Genomic DNA, 19,210 nt, shown 5'->3' on the forward strand with positions numbered 1-19,210 from the left:
TTTAGTTTTCAGGTGGTGCAACGAGCTCAACAAAAACGCCATCCGGATCTTTAATAAACAACAATTGGTAGGTCTCTCTTTTTACCCACCCAAGAATATCAATATTGGCTTTTTTAATTCTATCAACCGTACTCTTAAAGTCATCCAAGGAAAGGTGAAAAGTTAAATAATTAACTCCTGCATTAACATCGATACCTGTCTGTGGTGGTCTAGGAGCTATCTTGTCAAAATAAGCAAGTTTTAAAATGGTAGCTGAAGCTCCTTCTTTAATTTTAAACATTTTAACCGAAAATGGCTTATTCCCAGCCGCTCCGGCCTCTTTACTCCATTCTTCATCTAAAGAGAATGCTCCTGCAGGACTCATCCCTATTATCTGCGTATAAAAATTTTCAGAACTCTCAATATCTGAAACCACCAAGCCAATGGCAGCCACGCCAAGTTCTGCTCGTTTATCTTGCCCACTTAAATTTCCTATCAATAGAATAAATAATACACTCGTAATAACTCTTTTCATCATTTTAAATTTAATGCTACTGAAGATACTAAAAAAAGTCGCACCTAATATAGATTAATACGTTCTTTACAGAAGCTAGAGAAGTACTATAAAAAACATCCTATCCAAAATTTTCCTCCTTTTATCGAAACATTTATCATTTGCCCTTTAACGCCCATTGGGTGGCATACTTCTTGATTTTGCCTGCATAGCCATTTAAGTCAATAGCAGTCCCAGATTCTAATGAATAGATTTATTTGAATTCTTTATTACATAATACACCAAGCAGTTTAACTATTAATGACAGGGAGAAATAGTTTTCTTAATCTTCAAAATTCTAAACAACTATGAAAATTTTTAACAATTTCCATCTTCCTAGCTTTCTGTTTTTTTTTCTTGTTGGAGGATTTACGGTCTTGCCACAAAAGGGTTATGAATCCGGCTATATAATAAGTAAAAATAACGATACCATTTATGGAAGAATCAAAGATCGAAAGACTAATACCTTTAATTCCACCCTTTACGAAAAAATCAGATTTAAGAGGCAAAATAAACGGAGGACAAAAAAATTTAATGCCGATATGATAAAGGGCTATGCCGTTGGTGACAGAAAATATATTAGTTTTAATATGGAGTCTGAGTCGAGTTTCTTCAACGTAATTTATTGGGTTGGGGAAAATCCTAAAAACCGTAGTTTTCTTAGAATTATTTATGATGGTTATTTGTCTTATTATTACCAAGAATATATTGATGAAGACAATAATTCCATCGAATTTGTAGACTATTTTAAAAAACAAAACCAAAAGGAATTAGTAAGAGTAACTCAAGGTATTTTTGGACTCAAACGAAAAAAACTTATCAAATTCTTCAGTGATTGTCCGGATTTACAGCTCAAATTAAGGAACAAAGAATTCAAAAAACCCTTCCAGGTAATTGAGTATTACAACCAGTGGATTTCGGCAAACCCAAAAAACGAGGCTTTACTTAATTCTTGAAACACAATTCTCATTAATAGCAGATAGCACTGTCCATTACCTGTGAATTTTTAGTACTTTTAGGAATGAAAGCAGGGAAGTATCGCTGTCATTTTGGATGCTCTTAAGTAAGATATGACGATTTCGCTTAACTGCTAAAAAAATATTTCTAAGTAGATTTTATTCTATTTTTCAGAATACCAATTCAGATATGCCCATAAAATCTAAGAGTGCCATAGCTACGGGAGACGGCCATTTCCTAATCGATTTTGTTGACGTCGCCGAACCAAAAGCCACAGAGGTTGTGGTTAAAATAAAAGCTGCAGGTCTATGTCATACAGACTACGACTCCCTTTCATGGGGCAAACCAATTATTATGGGACATGAAGGAGCCGGAATCGTAGTAAAAGTCGGAGCAAATGTAGATCGTATAACCATAGGAGACCAAGTTCTATTAAATTGGGCTACACCCTGTCTGAAGTGTTTTCAATGTTCGCAAAACAACCAACACCTTTGCGAAAATAATTCTCCGGTAGTTGCCGGAGCAAACGGATATACAAAAGGACATGCCCATTTAGATGGTACGAAATGGAGAAAAAATCCTATTGAGCGTTCATTTAACCTGGGCACCTTAAGCGAATATGCTCTAGTCCAGGAATCGGCCCTCGTAAAAGTCTCAGGGGAACCACTACATTATCCCGCGGCCAGTATTCTGAGTTGTGGGGTTATGACTGGTTATGGTTCCGTAATAAATACGGCAAAAGTCAAAGCTAACAGTTCGGTAGTTGTATTGGGGTGCGGAGGTGTAGGCCTCAATGTTATTCAGGCTGCTAAAATTGCAGGAGCCACTAAAATTATCGCTATTGATATTAAAAAAGAAAAACTGGAATGGGCTAAACAATTTGGCGCCACACATACGCTGCTTGCAGATAAAAATGATAACGGACTACTAGAGGCAGCAAAAGAAGTTATGGAGCTATGCGACAAAAGAGGTGCTGACTATGCCTTTGAATGTACTGCAATTCCCTCTTTAGGAGCTGCGCCACTAGCCATGGTTCGAAATGCAGGCTGTGCGGTTCAAGTTAGCGGTATTGAGGAAGAAATTACCATAGACATGCGTTTATTTGAATGGGACAAAACCTACATTAATCCACTATACGGAAAGTGTAACCCGCAGAAAGATTTTCCAATACTAATTAAACAATACAGAGAAGGAAGTCTTAAATTGGATGAAATGATTACAAAACGATATAAGTTAGAGGATCTTAAGCAGGCATTTGCGGATATGTTAAACGGTAAAAATGCTAAAGGAGTAGTTATTTTTGAATAAAAATCTATGAGTCACTTTAGAACCCTAGAAATATCGGATAGCGCATATGAAAATGATGGCCTAAAGTTTCTTACTATAAAATCTCAAAATCTTCATGGACGAGGCAATGTTTGTCTTTTTGTTCCGGAAAATACGCAAGACTTTAGTAGGCTTCCCATTTATATTCTTCTTCATGGCGTCTACGGTAGTGCATGGTCTTGGGCATTAAAAGGTGGTGCACATAAAACTGCCAAAACATTGATGGAAAATCAAGATATTGCTCCAGCAATTATTGCTATGCCTTCAGATGGCCTTTGGGGCGATGGCTCGGCATACCTGCGGCATAATGGAAAGGACTTTGAAAAATGGATTGTTTCTGATGTTCCCAGAGCAATTAATGAAGTTTTGTCATGCACCAATAGCCAATCTCCAATTTGTCTTGCCGGACTTTCTATGGGAGGCTTCGGGGCATTTCTTCTAGGGGTTAGAAATGCATCAAAAATAAGTGCAATTTCCGCACATAGCGCAATAACTCAATTTAAGGACCTGTCTAATTATGTGGAAGAACCTCTTGCTAGTTATGATTTAGAACACAAAAACCTGGATGTTTTGGAAAGCTGTATCAAGTACAAGAATAATCTACCCCCAATCCGTTTTGATTGCGGCATGGAAGATCCACTGCTCGGGGCAAATAGACATTTACATCATGAATTAGCAAAACACAAAATTCCTCACGTTTATGAAGAATTTAAAGGAGATCACGAATGGTCCTATTGGAAAGAACACCTAAAAAAGACTTTACTATATTTTAATCATATTCTCAAATAAACAATACTAAACCTAATTTGAAATAAGACGTTTACCATGTATAAAAGACTTACCACAAGTGCATTTATTATTACCTTAGTTGTACTGTTTTTCTCTTGCAAGCAACAAAAAAAAGAGGAAAACACAGAAATGCAAGAATTGCCAAACATCGTTATTATATATTTAGACGATTTAGGTTATGGGGATGTTAGTTACCAAAATTCAGGTAGTTTAAAAACTCCAAATATTGATAAGCTTGCAATGGCTGGAGTACGTTTCACCAATGGCTATGCCACCTCGGCTACCTGTACTCCCAGCAGATATGCACTCCTTACCGGAACCTATCCCTGGCGAGAAAAAAATGCAAAAATTTTACCCGGAACGGCACCTCTTATAATTGACACTGCCCAAGTTACGCTTCCAAAAATGCTCCGCACTAAAGGGTATCATACCGGTATCGTTGGAAAATGGCATCTAGGTCTTGGAGAGGGGAATGTAGACTGGAACATGCCAATACATCCGGGGCCCAATGAAGTAGGTTTTGACTACGCCTATATATTAGCAGCAACGCAAGATAGAGTACCTACGGTTTATATTGAAAATAGTAGGGTTGTAAACCTAGATCCAAACGATCCTATTGAAGTGGATTATAAAAAGAATTTTAAGGGCGAACCTACAGGACTAGAAAATCCGGAATTACTAGACTTGAAATGGCATCATGGACACAATAATAGTATTGTAAATGGTATCCCACGAATAGGTTTTATGAAAGGAGGTAAATCTGCTCTATGGAGTGATAAAAACATGGCGGACCACTTTTTAGAAAAAGCAAAGAAATATGTACACCAAAACAAGGACAGACCTTTCTTTTTGTACTATGCCATGCAACAACCCCATGTTCCTAGAACACCCAATCCCCGCTTCAAGGGCATAACAGGTTTAGGGGCCCGGGGTGATGCCATAGCGGAAGCAGATTGGTGCGTTGGGGAATTTATAAAAACCCTAGAAAATGAGGGTATATTAGAAAACACCATAATTGTATTTTCAAGCGACAATGGTCCGGTATTAAATGATGGTTACTATGACGAAGCCGTAGAGAAAAATGGTAGTCATAGACCATGGGGGGATTTAAGAGGTGGGAAATACAGCCTATATGAGGCCGGTACAAGAGTACCTTTCTTTGTTTATTGGAAGGGCAAAATCGCTTCTAAACAATCCGGTGCCCTTGTATCTCAAATAGATTTGCTTTCCTCTTTATCTACCCTGGTAAGTAGCGACATAAAAACAGAAGACAGTAAAGATCTTATGGATGTTTTTTTAGGAAGATCTAACATCGGGAGGGAGAATTTAGTCCTAGAGGCTACTTCAAGGACGGCATTTAGAAAAGGACATTGGATAATGATTCCTCCATACAGTGGTCCGGCAATTGCAAAGCAGGTAAATATCGAAATAGGAAACCAAGATTCCTATCAACTCTATGATTTAAACGAAGACCTCGGACAATCCACCAATTTGGCAGAATCCAATCCAGCTATACTCGAAGAGTTACGGCAAGAATTTTTAGAAATTAGAGGAAATGGCTTTGATGACACTAAATCTCTGGAACTAAAATAATAATTTGTCTTAACTATAGTTGTATAAAACTCTTATGAATCCTTTTGAACTTAAGTCCCCAGACATTGTAATTACTTCTCCAGGTAGAATTAATCTTATTGGAGAACATATAGACTACAATGGTGGTGAAGTCTTACCGGCAGCCATTGATCTTAAATTAAAATTATCTTTTAAACGAACAGATACTGAGGAGGCCTTTATTTTTTCTAAGGATTTGAAGGAGAGTTTTAAACTAAATCTAAACAAGCTTCAGAAAGGAGATATTGAATGGCATAATTTTTTTATTGGGGTAGTCTACTATATACAGAAAAAGTTCCCGGATACCATTAAAGGTTTTACCTGCGTGGTAGAAAGTGATATCCCTTTTGGTGCAGGAGTTAGCTCTTCCGCTGCACTTGAATGCGGTATTGCTAAGGGTTTGGATAAGCTATTTAATATAGGATTATCAGATTCGGAAATTATTACTTTCTCCCGAGATGCAGAACATAATTTTGTTGGCACCAAATGTGGGATTATGGACCAATTTGCGGTAGTAAAAGGGAGAAAGAACTCATTGATTCAATTAGATTGTGCCACCTTAAATTATAAATACGTCCCAGCCTTTTTTGACCCCTATTGCATAGTACTGTTAAACTCAAATGTAGAACACAATCTTGCCAGCAGTGAATACAATAAAAGACGCCAAAGTTGTGAAGAAGGGTTAAAAATAATAAAAGAAAAAAATCCGGAATTCAATTATTTGGCTCATGTCCCTTTGTTAATTGTCCAGGAAATGAAACCTCAGTTTTCCCTTTCAACCTATCAAAAGTTAGTATATGTTATTGAGGAAAATGAGAGAACTAAAGCAGCTGCTAAAGCACTTGAAGATAAGGATCTTAATCGCTTTGGTAGCTTATTATTTGCTTCACATCAGGGTCTAAAATCTAAGTATGAAGTTAGCTGTAAAGAACTAGACTTTCTAGTAGACTATGCCTCTTCTTATGAAGGCGTGCTAGGCGCAAGAATGATGGGAGGTGGTTTTGGAGGTTGCACCATTAATCTTGTACATAAAGATAAAGTCGTTGATTACATTCACAAAATAGGGAAGGCCTATGCAGAAGCCTTCCATATAACACTTACACCGCACATGGTTGCAATAGACGATGGGGTTAAATGGATTAGAAATGAAAAATAGAATTGAAAATAGTAAAGAGATTGTTCTTGTTGGAAAATGTTTGCGCATGTCTTTGGCAAATAATAAAACTGCAGAAATTTGGAAGAGTTTTATGCCTTTTCGGCATCTCATAAAAAATAAACTAGGGGAAGAGTATTATTCCGTTGAGGTTTATAAGGATTTGGATTTTTTTAAAAGCTTTGATCCTGAAAGAGAATACATAAAATGGGCAGCCCTTAGAGTAACCAAAAAAGAGAACGTCCCGGATGATATGCAAGTATTAAACATTCCAGCAGGTCTTTATGCTGTGTTTAATTACAAAGGGAGGTCTAGTAAGGTAAGTGAGGCCTACCAATATATCCTTCTAAACTGGCTGCCCAATTCGGACTATGGTTTAGATAACAGACCACATTTTGCCATTATGGGGGAGAAATATATTCAGGATAATCCCGAATCTGAAGAAGAGCTATGGATTCCAATAAAATCTAATGCATCGAAGCTGCAAACCTAATTATAATCCTTAAATGAGTCCTACAAATACCCATGTGAGTTTTGAAACAGACAGACTATTCCTTAGACCAACCTCTATAGGGGACGCCAGCTTTCTACTGGAGCTTATGAATACACCTAAATGGCTGCAATTTATTGGAGACCGAAAGATTGAAACCTTAAAAGACGCGGAACAATATATTGAAGATAAAATTCTACCCCAATTAAACCGTCTGGGGTATTCTAACTATACTGTTATTCGAAAATCGGACGATATAAAACTTGGTAGCTGTGGCCTATATGACCGTGATGGTGTGGAAGGCGTTGATATTGGTTTTGCATTTTTACCCGCTTTTGAAAAAATGGGATACGCCTTTGAAGCAGCCAATAAACTAAAAATCAAAGCAGGAACCGTATTTGGAATAAAGGAATTATATGGTATTACCCTCCAAGAAAACGAAGCTTCTCAAATACTACTGGAAAAACTGGGTTTTACTTTTAAAAAAATGACAAGAATACCTAACGACCAGGCAGACCTGATGCTTTACCATATTTCATTGTAGACCCTCTCTTCTATCCCAAATTATAATTAATACAGCATGCAATAACCATATTATTTTACTTACTTTATCCATATTCTTAAATACTCATAACTACAATGTCTTTTAAACACACTCTTCTCTTTTTACTATCTATTGTTTTTATCGGCCTAGCTAAAACAAATGCTCAGAATACAAAAAAACCCATAAACATAGAACACTTAATGCAAATTAAGAATGTAAATAATCCCGTAATAAGTCCGGATGGAAAATGGGTGGCCTACACTTTATCGCAGTACAATATTGAAGAGGATAAATCAGAAACTCGTATTTGGATGATACCTACCTCGGGAGGGGAAGCAATTCCCATGACCGGTAAAGGTTACTCCGCTAGTAGCCCCAAATGGAGTTATGACAATAAGTTTCTTTCCTTTTTGGCCAGTAAAAAAGGGGAGAAAACCCAAGTTTGGGTATTAAATCGACAGGGGGGCGAGGCAGAAAAAATTACCGAAATACCTCAAGGTGTAAGCGGTTATGAATGGTCTCCCGATAAAGAGACCTTACTTCTTCTTTTAAAAGACCCAAAACCAGAAGACCTAACGAAAGATAAAGAGGATGATAAAAAGAAAAAACCAATCGTAGTAGATAGACTCCAATTCAAGAGAGATTATGTAGGCTATTTAGATAGATATAGAACCCATTTATATATCTTAAAACCAGGCGACTCCCTCCCTAAACAATTAACTTTTGGCGATTTCGAAGATAAGAACCCCGCATGGAGCCCAGACGGAAAAAACATAGCTTTTGTTAGTAACAGAACGGAAAATCCAGACGCAAATGATAATGACGACATCTGGATCGTATCTACTACTTCAAAAGATGAAAAACCTACCTTAAAGAGAATTACTTCCAATGAAAATAGAGACGACTCTCCTCAGTGGAGTCCGGATGGAAGGCAAATAACATATACAACTATTTTGGATAAAAAAGCGATCTGGTACGCTACCCAATTTTTAGCAGTAAAGGATATTGCTAAAGATGACCCGATTATTTTAACCAAACAGCTAGACAGAAATATTAGTAAGCCAAAGTTTTCAGCAGACGGCAAAAAAATATTTTTCTTATTGGAAGAACAAGGAAGTTCCTCGGTAAGTAGTATAAATCTTAGAACAAATAAAATAGAAAGAGTAGTAAAGGGAGAGATTAGCGTTGCAGATTTTAGTGTCCATGAAGAAACTATTATTAGCCTTCTTGGTAAGAGTAATGAACCAAGAGAATTATATAAATACTATGATAAGACTCTTGAGGCTCTAACAAAAGTAAATACAAGGCTTTTAAATGAAGTCAAGAAACCGGAAATAGAAAAAATATCCTTTAAGAGCAAAGATGGTACTCTCATTGAAGGTTTTTTGGTAAAGCCAACGGACTATAGTGAAAATCAGACCTACCCTACTATTTTGTGGAATCACGGCGGTCCTGTTAGTCAATACGAATATCGATTTCATGCTACTGCTCAATTATTTGCCGCTAATGGCTATGCTGTTTTGTTAATCAATCCTAGGGGATCTTCCGGATACGGCCAGGAGTTTTCTGAAGTACTGTTTGCCGATTGGGGAAACAAAGATTTTCAGGATGTTCTTTCCGCAGTAGATTATGCCATAGATCAAGGCATAGCAGATCCTGACAAATTAGGTGTTGGAGGATGGTCCTATGGCGGCATATTAACCAACTACGTTATTACACAAAGTAATCGTTTTAAAGGAGCTATTTCTGGAGCTAGTGAAGCCTTATATCGTTCTAACTACGGCCATGATCATTACCAACTTTATTGGGAACTAGAATTAGGTCTCCCTTGGGAAAACGCAGAAGCCTGGGAGCAAATATCTCCCTTTAACAAAGTTGCGAACATCATTACCCCTACTTTGTGGATGGGCGGTAGTGATGATTGGAATGTTCCTATACTTAATTCTGAACAGATGTATCAGGCTATGAAGAGACTAGGGATTGAAACGCAGTTAGTAGTTTATCCTGATGAACATCACGGTATCAAAAGACCTTCTTTTATAAAAGATCGATACCAAAGATTCCTCAGTTGGTTTAACCATTATGTAAAACAATCAGAAGAATAATGCGACTTGCTATAAAGTGTCCTTTACTACCATTATGTATGTTATTAATTGGTCTTGGTAGTTGTAAAAAGAATCAAACCCCTCCAGGGTTCAACCCAGGAACAGAAAACCCAATTGCCTTACACCACTATAGGCTAGGTTGGATGCAAATCATGGACTATGGGGAATGGACAAAAGCTGAGAATTCTTTCCGTACGGCTACCAAAGCCGATCCTAATTTTGCCCTAGGTAATTGTTTAGTAGGAAGAATAAGCACAAATATGGCAGAAAGAAAGCGGTTGCTTGAAAAAATTACTGCTCAGGAGAAAAATGCTACAAAAGATCAAAGACTCCTCATTGAAATCTATAAATCGTCTATCATTCGTATGAACAATCGGGAGATGGGCATACAAATACCTGATACCCTTAAAGCCGTGCGCTATTTGTTAGCTGAAAACAATAGCAAAAAGTTTGTTCAAAAATACCCTGAAGAGGATTATGTTAAAGCGGAATATATAGAAATCCTACATTCAAAATACGGGCCCGAAACTGCATTAGATTCTTTAGAATTCCTTACAAATAGTTTACAAAAGGTCCTACCTTTTTACTTAGGTTATGCAGCAACACTACACGCAGAAATTGGCAATTACGGAGAGGCATCCCTACTTCTCCAAGTTTTAAAGAATAGACAAAACGACACCTTAAGACCTAACTACTATCTAAGCAAAGGACAAGTATATAAGGAATTTGATAGTATTGCCCTAGCCAAAAAATACATTAAAAAAGCAATAGCATTAGATACCAATCACCTCATAGCCAAAAGACTTTTGAATTCTTTTCATTGAACCTAATACAGCGATTGGAAATTTGAAAAGTCTTGAGGTATACCACCACGATATGTCATATATACCATAACACATCTAAATAAAATCACTCCCAGGACAAGCCTTGTAACTAGACTATCTGTCCCTTATAGGCTCAGGGTACTAAAAGAAATCATGATATACCCGACAATGGCAATAATAAGTATTGAAGTTGCTATATCTACCCAGTTATAGCTGGCCTTATTTTCTGCTTTTTGGCTTGCATCAATTGTACCGAAAGTTAACCCTTTTAACTGACTTGCAGAAGGAGCAGGGTAAAGAAGACTTACGGATACTGCAATTGCTATACATAAGGCGAAGAAATAAGCTCCAAACACCAACCAATTTATATCTGCGATGGCGTAAATAAAGCTTCCTTCTGTGAAATTAGATTTGATAATTTCCAAAGTTAATTTTCCAAAACCGATTAAAAAGCCTCCTACTAGGGTTGCCAGTGCCCCGTTTGCGTTCAGTCTCTTATAGAAAATTCCCAGAAGAAACACTGCGGCTATGGGAGGTGAAATATAGGCTTGGACATTTTGCAAATATTCATAAAGTCCATCAGACAAAGTAGTAATAATTGGTATCCACAATAAACCAAGTCCTACTACAAAAAAGGTAGCAATTCTTCCGGTTTTAACCAATTCTTCTTCGGGTTTTTCCGGCTTAAGTTTTTTGTAGATGTCCAGTGTAAATAATGTGGAACACGAATTAAAAACAGAAGCCAAAGAACTCATAAGCGCTGCTAAAAGACCTGCCGCCACCAACCCTCTCAGCCCTGAAGGCATTAAATTGCTCATCAATACTGGAAAGGCCTCGTCCGGATTCTCCCAGTGTAATTTTCCTTGCATTTTTAGGGCCAAGGCTATGACTCCGGGAATCAAAAAGAGAAAAACAGGCATTAACTTTAAAAGTGCTCCAAAAATACTCCCTCTTCTGCCTTCTTTAATATTTTTAGCAGTTAGAACTCTTTGAACAATTACCTGATCGGTGCACCAATACCATATTCCAACAACAGTACTGGTAATAAATAAAGGAAGCCAAGGATAGTCCGGATCAGAATTTGCACGCCACATATTAAAGTATTCAGGCCCAACCGTATCTTTTAACTCACCCCAACCGCCAACAGCATCCAAACCTAAAAAGGTCAAAATTCCAGCTCCAAGCACCAAGACTATTGCCTGTATGGTTTCGGTATAGACTACAGCTCGCATACCTCCTAAAACGGTATATATTCCCGTAAGAACCACTGTAGCGACGGCACCTATCCAAAATGGAATTCCTAAAAGTGCTGAAACCACCACGCCTCCGGCATAAATAGTTACGGAAACTTTGGTAAGAATATAGGCAATGAGTGATACTACAGACAAAACCCATCTGGATCTGGAATCAAATCTCTTTTCCAAAAACTCTGGCATGGTAAATACCCCACTTCTGGCATAAAATGGCAGAAACACCCACCCTAGCATTAGTACAATCCAGGCATGTAATTCGTATATCAGCAAGGGCATCTTATCCCCCGCCCCATTTCCTGCAAGACCTACAACATGTTCAGACCCAATATTTGAGGCAAATATGGAGGCTCCAACTACAAACCAGCCAATGTTTCTGCCGGCGAGAAAATAGTCTTCCGTATTTTTTTGTTTTTGTTTTATTACCCACCAGGCTACTCCCAAGAGCACCAAAAAATATAGGGCAATAACAAGCCAGTCCAAACTATCTAATCCCTTCATTATGTCTAAATAAAATAAATTTTACCACGAATTCTCCGGCAGTTAGTTTCAAGAATTGCCGTTAAAAAAGGTAAGATAAACAAATCCTTTAAAACTTATTTGCAACCGCATAAAATCGAGCAATATTAAAAGTTTATAGTGTTTATATTCTCCCACCATATAAGGTATACCTGATAAACTAAGTCATAAAAATCTTTAGATATATTTATTGCGGTAAGGTTGATCTTTAGTATTAAAAACTAAAAACTTTCTTATTTTTATCGTGAAACCAAATACAAGAGGCCCATTTCTATTTATACTCCTTCTAGAACACCTACCCTTTTAAGGTGGTCTGCATTATGGCTATTCTTTTTCTGTTCTCAAACCCACGTTTTGGCACAAGAGCAAAAAAAAGTTGATTCTTTATGGAACGATTGGAATTTCCGTATTAGCCCTTATTTCTGGTTTATTGGTCTTGAAGGTACCATTTATAGACCTCCGGAACCAACAAACTTTCCAATTCCCCCACCTCCAAAGTACGATATAGATGTAGGCTTTAAAGACATTCAAAACTCCATCAAATTTGCGCTAATGTTGGCAGGTCAGTACCGAGCTAAAGATATTGTTGCTCAGTTTAACTATTCCACACTAATATTAGAAAGTGAAGCAATAACGCCCTTGGAATTGATTTTTCAAGATAATATTATCAAGCTCACCTATATGTCTGGCGATTTTGGCATTGGTTATCGTTTATTAAAAAAGAAAAAAATTGAAACGGATATCTTACTAGGGAGTAAGTTTTTGTACTTCAAAATTGATTTGACTACAAATTTAAAAGGAGACATTCCCATTACAGGAAGACGAAGCAACTTTTGGCTGGATCCGGTAATTGGGACTAATCTGAGGTATCGCCCTCATAAAAAAATAGAATTTGTTGGATATGCTGATTATGGTCCAAGAATTCTAAATGATATAAATTCTTATCAATTCATTATAAATGCAAAATACCTTTTTACCAAAACTTTTATGGCTTCATTTGGCTTTAGAAGCTATCATTTAGATTTTCCCGCGGATGAGGCTATTTTCAACGGAAATATAAACGGGTTTTATATTAAAATCGGATTCCAGTTTTAATATATTACTATCATTATTCAAGAGTATTGGCTTGAAAAGATTGTAAAATTTCGCCTTCAAAATGAATACTTATTTCTATGGGGTTGCAACATATTTCACAATCTTCAATATATAGTTGCTGGCGAATAGAAGGATCTAAAAGCATAGATATTTCTTCCCAGCAATAGGGGCATTGAAAAAATTGTTCTAACATTTTAAGACATCTTCAGAAATCTTGAACAAATGCAAAAGACAGTTAATAATCCACATTAAGTAATTGTCCGGTTAATTGCAATAACTGCAATTCGGCCAATTTAGCATCATATTTTGCCAAATTCTTAATGGTCTGGGCATTAAGCAGGTTTATCTGCGCCTGCCTAAATACAATAGAAGTAATTCTCCCTAATTGGTACTGTTCCTGTGAACGTTCAAAATTATTTCTATTTGTAATTACGGCCTGTTCCTGGATCTCAAAGATCGTAAGTCTGTTCTGATAAGTCTCCAAAGCATTTTGAATATCTCTGTTTACCTCCAAAGCAACTTGATTCTTTATTAGTTCCTGGTTTTCATAGGCGATCTTGGCATTACGGACACGTGTAATAGTGCTTCCTCCATCAAATAAATTCCAACTCAAGCTCGCTCCAAGCGCTAAATTCATAGTGGTGTTATTTACTCCGGGAAAAAACGCACTATTGGCAGTTTGATTCAAATTCCATCCATAAGAACCAACCAGACCAACTACAGGCAAATACCCAGATTTACTAACTTTTATATCGTACTCATTTATAGCAAGGCTACTTTCAGTCTGCAAAATAGATACATTGTTCTCATCTCCCTCTTCTACCATTTCCAATATTTGGGGTTTGGGAATAAAACTAATTAAGGTATCCACCTCATAAGTGTTGTATATATCTTCATTTAAAACAACATTTAAATCGCGTTTGGTATTATTTAGTAGTTGCTGCGTATTCAAAAGAGTAATACTATCGTTGGTAAAATCTACCTCAGCATTAAGTACGTCTAATTGCGTATTTTGCCCGTATTCAAAGGCGTATTCGGCTCTTTTTATTCTGTCTTTTGAAATTTCTAAAGCCTGTTGCTGTACTTTTTCGTTCTCCGTAAGCCGGGCTACCTCAAAGTAAATAGTCATTAATTCAAGAATAGTTAATTCGATAGTCTGCCGAGCCTGCAATTCCGTTAGCTGATATTGTTCCTGAAGGCTTTTATAGTTATAATAACGACCCATTCCATCAAACAAGGTATAATTCAAATTTAAGCCGGCATTGTAGCGTTGAGATTCGGCCTGTCTAAGTTCCAGATCAGGTCTTGGATTCCCATCTTCATCTACCTGCCCAGGAAATTCAATATTGGAATCATCCCTATTATAATTAGCCCCAGCTACGCCTGTCAAGGAAGGTAAAAAACCGGAATTTAAAACATCCTGATTATTGTCGGCTATGGCCACGTCATTTCTTGCCACTAGTATTCCAAAATTCTTTTCCAGAGCCAGACTAATGGCTTCAGATTTAGACAATAATCTTTCCTGTGCTTCAGATGTGATTAAAACACCTAAAAGCATAACTACTGTTACAATTTTTCTCATTGTTGTTTCCCTTCTAGTTCTTCAATTGGTTGGCTCTGTTCAGAAGAATGGGAAGATCCATTTGAGGAATCTTCAACCAGTTTAGAGAGCATCTGACTATTTAAATTAAGTTCTTCGTGCTGTTCTTTTATTGCTCTTTCTACTCCTTCTTTAGCAACTTTGTTGCCCGTAGCTAGCCATTTTGTTGACACCTTCATTTTGTTACTGAAAGACAAGAAAATTGGAAGCATAATTAACGTAAGTACCGTTGCAAATGCAATACCATAGGCAATAGAGATGGCCATTGGTATTAAAAATCTGGCCTGTCTGCTTTGTTCAAGCATTAAAGGAGCAAGACCTGCAATAGTTGTTAAAGAAGTCAAGAATATTGCTCTAAAACGAGATCTGCCAGCTTCCATTAAGGCATCATCAAAAAGCATTCCTTTCCGCAGGTTATTATTAAACTTTCCAATAAGGACTAATCCATCGTTCACCATAATCCCAATTAGCGCTATAATACCCAACATGGATATAATATTAATAGGAAAATCATGAATATAATGTCCCCAGGCGACGGTGGTTAAACTAAAGGGCACTAGAAGTAAGAGCATTAAAGGCTGACTAAAGCTTCTAAAAGTGAAAGCTATGGTTAGATACATCAAAAACAATACACTTAAACCTACAAATTTTAAAGAGCGAAGTAGTTTTCCTGCTTCTCTATTCTGCCCTTCATAAGAAGGAGTTACGGTAGGATATCTGGATAAAATATCCGGCATTATTTCTGTTCGTATTTCCGTCATAACATCCGTAGCACTAACCTTTTTTGCATCTGTTAGGTCGGACGACAACTGGATCTCTCTTTGCCCGTCTAAATGGTTAATGGCTACATCACCTCTTTCTATAGTGTAGGAAGCAATTTCCTTAAAGGGAATTCTACTTCCATTTGGAGTAACTATTCTCATTTCATCCAAATCCGTAATAGAGGATCTATTCGCTCTATCGTAACGCACCCAAACTCTAATCTCATCCTGTCCCCTTTGGAAGCGCTGTGCCTGAGTCCCGAAAAAGCCAGCTCTTACCTGATTCATTACGGTTCTCAGATTGAGCCCTAATAAATAGGCATTCTCCTTAAGTTCTATTCTAATTTCCTTTATTCCTGCGGGGTCATTGTCCGCTACATCTTTTAAAGCAGGGTTGTCTAACATCGCCTGCTTAAGCTCATTTTTGGCTCCTTTTAGTTCTTTTATATTGTAACCCAATAAAGAAACCGAAACAGGATCTCCCCCAAAATTTCCTCCTGAACCATAGACTAAACTTTCTACGCCAATAATGGGACCTACCAATTCCCTAACCCGATTCGAAACCATACTGGAAACAATAACATCCGGTCTTTCTTCACCAGGTAATAAGTTAATAGACAAGGTTGCCGCGGCAGATCCAGGACCAACATTTTTTATTATGTTTTCGTAAAGTGTCTTCCCTGTTCCTTTTAAGTATTTCTCTGTTAATTCCTGATTTACAATTTCAGCCTTTTCCTCTATTAATGAAATAATAGAATCTGTAACTCTTTCATTTGTTCCATTAGGCATGTTCAATTCTATTTGAACCCTGTCACTGGCAACATTTGGAAAGAAAGTCATTCGTATGATACCTCCGCCAATAGACCCAAAAGTGATAATTAGTGCAAAGACAAAGAAGGAAAAAGTAAGCAACTTATACTTCATTGCAAAAATCAGTGTAGGTGTATACATCTTATCTCTCAGCCAAGACATCAGATCGTCTCCCCATTTATTAATCACCCGGAGTTTTGCGAATATTTTGCCAAACATCGTAGTAGGGTTAGGATTGTGTGGTCTTAGTGCCTTGGAATGTGCTAAATGGGCTGGCAGTATAATTAATGCTTCCAAGAGAGATACGGCCAAGGTTATGATAACAATTACCGAAACTTCCCCAAAAAATTCACCTATCCTTCCATCTAAGAACAGGAAGATAGAGAATGCGAGAATTGTGGTAACAATCGCAGTGACAATAGGAGGAATTACTTCCATAGTGCCATCAATGGCGGCTTGAATGGGCGACTTACCTTTTTCGTAATGTTGGTAAATGTTTTCTGCTATTACGATTCCATCATCTACCAGAATTCCTATTACAATAATCATCCCAAATAAGGAAAGAATATTAATAGTAACATTAAAGAAGCCCGCAAATACAAACATGGCCAAAAACGCAATTGGCAAACCAAAGGCAACCCAAAATGCTAGGCGTGTATTTAAAAACACAGAGAGAAACAACAAGACCAAGATCATACCCATTATGGCATTCTTGGTAAGAAGTTCCGTTCTCTGGTTAAGGGTAATGGAAAGATCTCTTACTACATCTAACTTAACATTATTGTACTTCCCATTAAAATCGTCAACATAGGCTTTTACTTTTTCAGCAGAAGAAATTAGATCCTCGGTATTGGTACTTGTTACCGTTGTAGTTACCGACAGGTTACCGTCGAAATAGGCCGCATTCGGTGTTTCTGCAAATCTATCTCGAACGATGGCTACATCTTTTAGCCGTACGGTTTGTCCACCCGGGTCTGCCCTAATAATTAAATTGGACAGCTCATCTCCATAATACGATCTGTTATTCGCCCTAATAAGATATTCTTCGGCATTGGTTTTTATATTTCCCCCAGTGACAAGGATATTGGCATTAGAAACTGCCTGAGAAACCTCGGTAAAAGACATTCCATAGGCCAAAAGACTATTTTCATTAACTGCAATTTCAATTTCTTCCTGCGGATATCCGGAGATTGTAATTTGCGAGATGCCGTCTATTGCCCTAAGATCCATTTCAATCTGCCGTGCAATCTGCTTTAAGGTAACCAGCGGAATCTTTTCTCCACTAATGGCAAAAGTTATAGTAGGTCTTACCGCCTCTCTCTTGGACACTACCAGAGGTTCCATCCCTGTTGGAAATGAAGGCACCCTATCTACAGAATTCTTTACCTCGAGTAGCATAAAATCGATACTTCTACCCTTTTCTATTTCTACATCGATTGTACCACTATTTTCTCTCGCGGTTGAAGTAACGCGTTCTACCCCTTCTAGGCCTTTTAAATTATCTTCAATTTTCAGGACTATTCCCTCTTCTATCTCCTGAGGAGAGGCGCCCGGATAGTTTATGGTTATAGTTACATTTTTGGAATCCGCTAATGGAAAGAATGAAGACTTTAAAGAAGATGCCCCAACAACTCCAAAAATTAGAATTGCGATAATAATAACATTTACCGCTACATGATATTTTATAAAATATGCAATTATATTTCTCATGACTTTTTATTGTTTGCAGGGTCCTCTCCATATACTTTAACCAGCATTCCGGCATACGCGCCAACTACCGGCCTGGTAATAATTGTAGTCCCGTCGGGGATATCCTTAAGAACAACCTGTCTATCAGAAAAATATACAGGTTTCACATCAATAAGGTCTAAAAGAGAATCTCTCACTACGAAAATTTGATTGTTTTCTAAAAGTAAACTCCTGTCAATCTCTATGGCATCAGTTTCTTCTTTTGCATTTAAACTCGCTTCTAGATACATTCCCTCTCTCAGGTCTTTATCGCTTACGTCTATAAATGCTTTAATCGTTTGGGAGGCCTGATCTATGCTTCCATTTATTCGTGCTACTTTACCATTGTAAGTCTTGGTCCTCTCTAAATTCACCAGTTCTACCTGCTCGTTAACCTTTAAGAGATCGCTGTAGGTTTTACTCACAGAGACTTCCAGTTCATACACATCGGTATTAATAAATTCTCCAAGTTTCTGACCAGACCGTACCAAAGTTCCCTCGGTCACCAAAGCCTCGGTTAGAACACCGCTAAAAGGTGCATAGATTTTGTATTTACTTAAACGCTGCTCCTGATTTTTAACATTATAATAACTGGTTAAAATACCTCGGCCAGAAATAAAGAATTTCTCCTTTTCGGTTGTCATCTCAGGAAACTCGGGGGTAGACTTGTCTAAATCAAAGCTGGTTAAATATGCCTGCCATTTAGGATATACTTCTGGATAGTCTAGCCTTAAATCCGGCATTATGGAGGTGATGAGGTTATATAAATCGCTTTTGGAAGATTGTACGCTGGCATAATATTCTGCAGCATCAATATTTATAATGGTCTCTCCCTTTCGATAAGTCTCTCCAGCCTTAAAATATTTATTCCCTTTTTTAAACACTCCTTGAACCTCAGAAAAAAGCTCTACTCTCCTCTTGGCCACAAGATTGCCATTCGCCGGAACAACGATGGGGACTACGCCATTCTTCACTTGTTCGGCAAAAACTGTTTTAACCACTTTTTCTACCTTGGCCTTTGGTCTCGTTTTACTGTTTATAATAGACCTAGCAATAAAAAAGGATGCTATTATAATAACGATTCCAAGAATTGATAGTATTATTTTTCTCATGTAA

Annotated in this window: 16 protein-coding genes; 10 read left to right on the forward strand and 6 right to left on the reverse strand. The window is 37.4% G+C overall.

The features are described from left to right. Position 1 precedes the first annotated feature (1 nt). The gene (locus PXG98_RS00750) at positions 2-517 is read right to left on the reverse strand and encodes a VOC family protein (RefSeq protein WP_276388398.1); all 516 of its coding nucleotides are present in this window, start codon (positions 515-517) and stop codon (positions 2-4) included. A gap of 323 nt (positions 518-840) precedes the next feature. Between PXG98_RS00750 and PXG98_RS00755 the strand changes: the two genes are divergently transcribed. The 9 genes from PXG98_RS00755 (at position 841) to PXG98_RS00795 (ending at position 10,331) form a co-directional block, all read left to right on the forward strand. Continuing rightward, positions 841-1,488, forward strand: coding sequence for a hypothetical protein (locus PXG98_RS00755; RefSeq protein ID WP_276388400.1), 648 nt, complete (start codon positions 841-843; stop codon positions 1,486-1,488). A gap of 190 nt (positions 1,489-1,678) precedes the next feature. After that, entirely contained in the window at positions 1,679-2,797 is a 1,119-nt protein-coding gene (locus PXG98_RS00760; RefSeq protein WP_276388402.1) for a zinc-binding dehydrogenase, read from the forward strand. Between the two features lie 6 nt (positions 2,798-2,803). After that, positions 2,804-3,604 carry an alpha/beta hydrolase gene (locus PXG98_RS00765; protein WP_276388403.1) on the forward strand — a complete coding sequence of 267 codons (801 nt, stop codon included), beginning with the start codon at positions 2,804-2,806 and terminating at the stop codon, positions 3,602-3,604. Positions 3,605-3,640: 36 nt separating this feature from the next. Next, a complete protein-coding gene (locus tag PXG98_RS00770) occupies positions 3,641-5,197 on the forward strand; it encodes a sulfatase-like hydrolase/transferase (RefSeq protein ID WP_276388404.1) in 1,557 nt (518 codons plus the stop codon). A 34-nt stretch (positions 5,198-5,231) separates the two neighbouring features. After that, positions 5,232-6,371 (forward strand): galactokinase, encoded by a 1,140-nt coding sequence (galK, locus tag PXG98_RS00775; RefSeq protein WP_276388405.1) that lies wholly within the window; start codon positions 5,232-5,234, stop codon positions 6,369-6,371. After that, positions 6,361-6,861, forward strand: coding sequence for a GyrI-like domain-containing protein (locus tag PXG98_RS00780; protein WP_276388406.1), 501 nt, complete (start codon positions 6,361-6,363; stop codon positions 6,859-6,861). The genes galK and PXG98_RS00780 overlap by 11 nt, the downstream gene beginning before the upstream one ends. A 13-nt stretch (positions 6,862-6,874) precedes the next feature. Then, a complete protein-coding gene (locus tag PXG98_RS00785) occupies positions 6,875-7,402 on the forward strand; it encodes a GNAT family N-acetyltransferase (protein WP_276388407.1) in 528 nt (175 codons plus the stop codon). A 95-nt stretch (positions 7,403-7,497) separates the two neighbouring features. Continuing rightward, positions 7,498-9,507, forward strand: a complete 2,010-nt coding sequence (locus PXG98_RS00790) for a S9 family peptidase (protein ID WP_276388408.1) — start codon at positions 7,498-7,500, stop codon at positions 9,505-9,507. A 38-nt stretch (positions 9,508-9,545) separates the two neighbouring features. Then, positions 9,546-10,331, forward strand: coding sequence for a hypothetical protein (locus tag PXG98_RS00795; protein ID WP_276388409.1), 786 nt, complete (start codon positions 9,546-9,548; stop codon positions 10,329-10,331). A 125-nt stretch (positions 10,332-10,456) separates the two neighbouring features. Here PXG98_RS00795 and PXG98_RS00800 read toward each other — a convergent pair whose 3' ends face one another. Further along, positions 10,457-12,082: a sodium:solute symporter gene (locus PXG98_RS00800; protein ID WP_276388411.1), complete on the reverse strand. Its 1,626-nt coding sequence runs from the start codon at positions 12,080-12,082 to the stop codon at positions 10,457-10,459. Positions 12,083-12,454: 372 nt separating this feature from the next. Between PXG98_RS00800 and PXG98_RS00805 the strand changes: the two genes are divergently transcribed. Further along, a complete protein-coding gene (locus PXG98_RS00805) occupies positions 12,455-13,195 on the forward strand; it encodes a hypothetical protein (RefSeq protein WP_276388413.1) in 741 nt (246 codons plus the stop codon). A gap of 13 nt (positions 13,196-13,208) precedes the next feature. On the opposite strand, the gene PXG98_RS00810 is transcribed toward PXG98_RS00805, so the two are convergent. The 4 genes from PXG98_RS00810 to PXG98_RS00825 are packed head-to-tail and all read right to left on the reverse strand — an operon-like array spanning position 13,209 to position 19,206. Further along, positions 13,209-13,388: a CPXCG motif-containing cysteine-rich protein gene (locus tag PXG98_RS00810; RefSeq protein ID WP_276388414.1), complete on the reverse strand. Its 180-nt coding sequence runs from the start codon at positions 13,386-13,388 to the stop codon at positions 13,209-13,211. A gap of 42 nt (positions 13,389-13,430) precedes the next feature. Beyond that, the gene (locus PXG98_RS00815) at positions 13,431-14,777 is read right to left on the reverse strand and encodes a TolC family protein (RefSeq protein WP_276388416.1); all 1,347 of its coding nucleotides are present in this window, start codon (positions 14,775-14,777) and stop codon (positions 13,431-13,433) included. Continuing rightward, complete coding sequence (locus PXG98_RS00820; protein WP_276388417.1) at positions 14,774-18,076, reverse strand: efflux RND transporter permease subunit; 3,303 nt, start codon at positions 18,074-18,076, stop codon at positions 14,774-14,776. Before PXG98_RS00820 ends, PXG98_RS00815 begins: the two co-directional genes overlap by 4 nt. Next, the gene (locus tag PXG98_RS00825) at positions 18,073-19,206 is read right to left on the reverse strand and encodes an efflux RND transporter periplasmic adaptor subunit (RefSeq protein WP_276388418.1); all 1,134 of its coding nucleotides are present in this window, start codon (positions 19,204-19,206) and stop codon (positions 18,073-18,075) included. Before PXG98_RS00825 ends, PXG98_RS00820 begins: the two co-directional genes overlap by 4 nt. Between the last annotated feature and the right edge of the window lie 4 nt (positions 19,207-19,210).

Origin of the sequence: Eudoraea chungangensis (genome assembly GCF_029360665.1) — a bacterium.
GTDB lineage: Bacteria > Bacteroidota > Bacteroidia > Flavobacteriales > Flavobacteriaceae > Eudoraea > Eudoraea chungangensis.